Raw genomic sequence first — 2,619 nt, forward strand, 5'->3', positions numbered from 1 at the left:
GTACGCCTCCGACGGGGGCCGTCTTGCGTGAGGGGTGGTAATTCGCGAAGCGTGTGACCTTAAGTCTAGCTTTAAGGTCATCAGGCGATGCGGGTCGAGGTTTTGGGCGGGCTGGAGCGGCGGCGGCGTTGGTCGCAGAACGACAAGGCACGGATTGTCGAGGAGACGCTGGCACCGGGCGCGAAGGTAACTGAGGTTGCGCGGCGCAACGGAGTAGCGGCCAGCCTGGTGTTTACCTGGCGTCGACAAGCACGGACATCGGAACAAGTTGCACCATCTTTTACGCTGGTTCAGATCGCCGCCGTAGCGGCCTCGACTGAAGAAACTGCGAAGCTTTTGCCTACGGTTGATGGCCGAGTTCGCTCGGCGGCAGCCGCACGTACTGGATTGATAGAGATCGATCTCGGCAACCGACGGTGCATCCGGGTGGATGCGCACGTCGATCCGGAGGCGCTGGCGCGGGTCCTCGATGTGCTTGGACGCCGATGATTGCTGTGCCAGGGAATGTGCGAGTGTGGCTGGCGACAGGCTACACGGATATGCGCAGAGGCTTTCCGTCGCTGGCCCTCCAAGTTCAGGAGGTGCTGCACAAAGAACCGCTCAGCGGTCATTTGTTTGTCTTCCGCGGTCGCCGGAGCGATCTTGTGAAGGTGATCTGGCACGATGGTCAGGGAGCCTGCTTGTTCACAAAAAAACTCGAGAGAGGAAAGTTCATCTGGCCATCGGTTGCCGGTGAAGCGGTAACGATCTCGCTGGCGCAGTTGAGCTACCTGTTGTCCGGGATCGATTGGCGCAATCCGCAAGAAACCCAGCGCCCGACGCGGGTCGGATAATCGTTTTGGGTTTGAATCTGATGCTCGATCTGATTCAATGGCTTCATGACATCGAAGCCGGACGATCTTCCGTCGGATCTCGCAAGCGCCTACCTTGCGCTGCTGGCCGAGCGCGAGGCGTTGCAGGCTGAACGCGATGTGGCAGTCGCGGATGCCGCCAACGCGCGGGCGGAGCTATCGGACAGCGAGGTGCTGATCGCTCATCTTGAGCTACGGATCGAGAAGCTCAAACGCGAACTGCACGGGCAGCGCTCCGAGCGCACGGCGCGGCTACTCGAGCAGTTGGAATTGGAGCTCGAAGAACTCGCCACCACGGCGACCGAGAATGAGCTGGCTGCGCAGGCTGCCGCGGCAAAAACCCAGAGCGTGAGCGCCTTCACGCGCAAGCGGCCGGTGCGCAAACCGTGGCCGGACGACATCGAACGTGAGCGCATCGTCATCAAGGCTCCAACGACCTGCGCCTGCTGCGGCGGATCGCGGCTGGCGAAGGTCGGCGAGGATGTGACCAAGACGCTGGAGGAGATTCCGCGTCGCTTTAAGGTCATCGAGACGGTACGCGAGAAGTTCACCTGCCGCGATTGCGAGAAGATCACCCAGCCGCCGGCACCGTTCCATGCGACGCCCCGCGGCTTCATCGGCCCACAATTGCTGGCGACGATTTTGTTCGAAAAATTCGGCATGCATATCCCGCTCAACCGCCAGAGCGTGCGCTTCAAGGCCGAGAGGATCGATCTGCCGCTGTCGACGCTGGCCGACCAGGTCGGCCACGGAACCTTCGCCGTCATGCCGCTGTTCCAGCTGATCGAGCGTCATGTGCTCGGGGCCGAGCGCCTTCATGGCGACGACACCACCATCCGCATCCTGGCGAAGGGCAAATGCACGACCGGCCGGATCTGGACGTATGTGCGGGATGACCGGCCGTTCGCCGGGCCTGCGCCGCCGGCGGCGGTCTATTATGCCTCGGGCAATCGACGGGGCGAAAATCCTCAGAGGCATCTGGCCGCCTTCGTCGGCATTCTGCAGGCGGATTGCTATGGCGGCTTCGAGCCATTGTTCGACCCAAAAAGGAAAGCAATGCCGATCACGCCGGCATTTTGCCTGGCCCATGCGCGGCGGGGATTCTTCGAGCTGGCTGACATCGAGAAAGCCGCCCGAGAAGGCAAGGGCAAACCGGTCTCTCCGATCGCGCTGGAGGCGGTCAGGCGTCTGGATGCGTTGTTCGAGATCGAGCGCGCCATCAACGGCCGTAGCGCCGACGAGAGGCGTGCCGTGCGCCAGGAGCGGAGCAAGCCGCTGCTCGACGATATGCACGACTGGCTGCTCCGCGAGCGAGAAAGCCTCTCGCGCTCCGCCGAGGTCCTGAGGCCCATGAACTACATGCTTAAGCGCTGGGACGACTTCGTCCGCTTCCTCGACGATGGCAGGATCTGCTTGACCAACAATTGCGCTGAGCGTGCATTGAGAGGCATTGCCTTGGGAAGGCGCAACTGGACCTTCGCTGGCAGCCAGCGGGGCGCCGATCGTGCCGCTATCATGCTGACGATGATCACGACCTGTCGCCTCAACGACGTCGATCCCAAGGCTTGGCTCGCCGACGTCCTCGCCCGGATCGCTGATCTTCCCACCTCGCGTCTGCGCGAACTGCTGCCCTGGGAATGGAAGCTCCTGCACCAAGCCGGCAAGTCCGCCAATCAGCAAGCCGCCTGACCCTTCACGCAACGCCATCGTAGAACTCGCCGTGCTCGCGCGCATGCGTCAATCAGGCGGCCTTCGTCGTATGCGTACG

At 62.4% G+C, this 2,619-nt stretch carries 3 protein-coding genes; all 3 read left to right on the top strand.

The window, feature by feature from the left end; all coding sequences use genetic code 11:
* Positions 1-87: 87 nt before the first annotated feature.
* The 3 genes from tnpA to tnpC are packed head-to-tail and all read left to right on the top strand — an operon-like array spanning position 88 to position 2,540.
* Positions 88-489, top strand: coding sequence for an IS66-like element accessory protein TnpA (tnpA, locus tag IVA98_RS08955; RefSeq protein WP_247354681.1), 402 nt, complete (start codon positions 88-90; stop codon positions 487-489).
* A gap of 23 nt (positions 490-512) precedes the next feature.
* Positions 513-833: an IS66 family insertion sequence element accessory protein TnpB gene (gene tnpB, locus IVA98_RS08960; protein ID WP_425304745.1), complete on the top strand. Its 321-nt coding sequence runs from the start codon at positions 513-515 to the stop codon at positions 831-833.
* A gap of 45 nt (positions 834-878) precedes the next feature.
* Entirely contained in the window at positions 879-2,540 is a 1,662-nt protein-coding gene (gene tnpC, locus IVA98_RS08965) for an IS66 family transposase (protein WP_247354682.1), read from the top strand.
* Positions 2,541-2,619 lie beyond the last annotated feature (79 nt).

It is taken from the genome of Bradyrhizobium sp. 160, from assembly GCF_023073735.1.
Lineage (GTDB): Bacteria > Pseudomonadota > Alphaproteobacteria > Rhizobiales > Xanthobacteraceae > Bradyrhizobium.

Excerpts from the sequence above, each read along its gene's own strand:
- tnpA (WP_247354681.1), top strand. The coding sequence starts at position 88 with ATGCGGGTCGAGGTTTTGGGCGGGCTGGAGCGGCGGCGGCGTTGGTCG.
- tnpC (WP_247354682.1), top strand. The coding sequence starts at position 879 with ATGACATCGAAGCCGGACGATCTTCCGTCGGATCTCGCAAGCGCCTAC.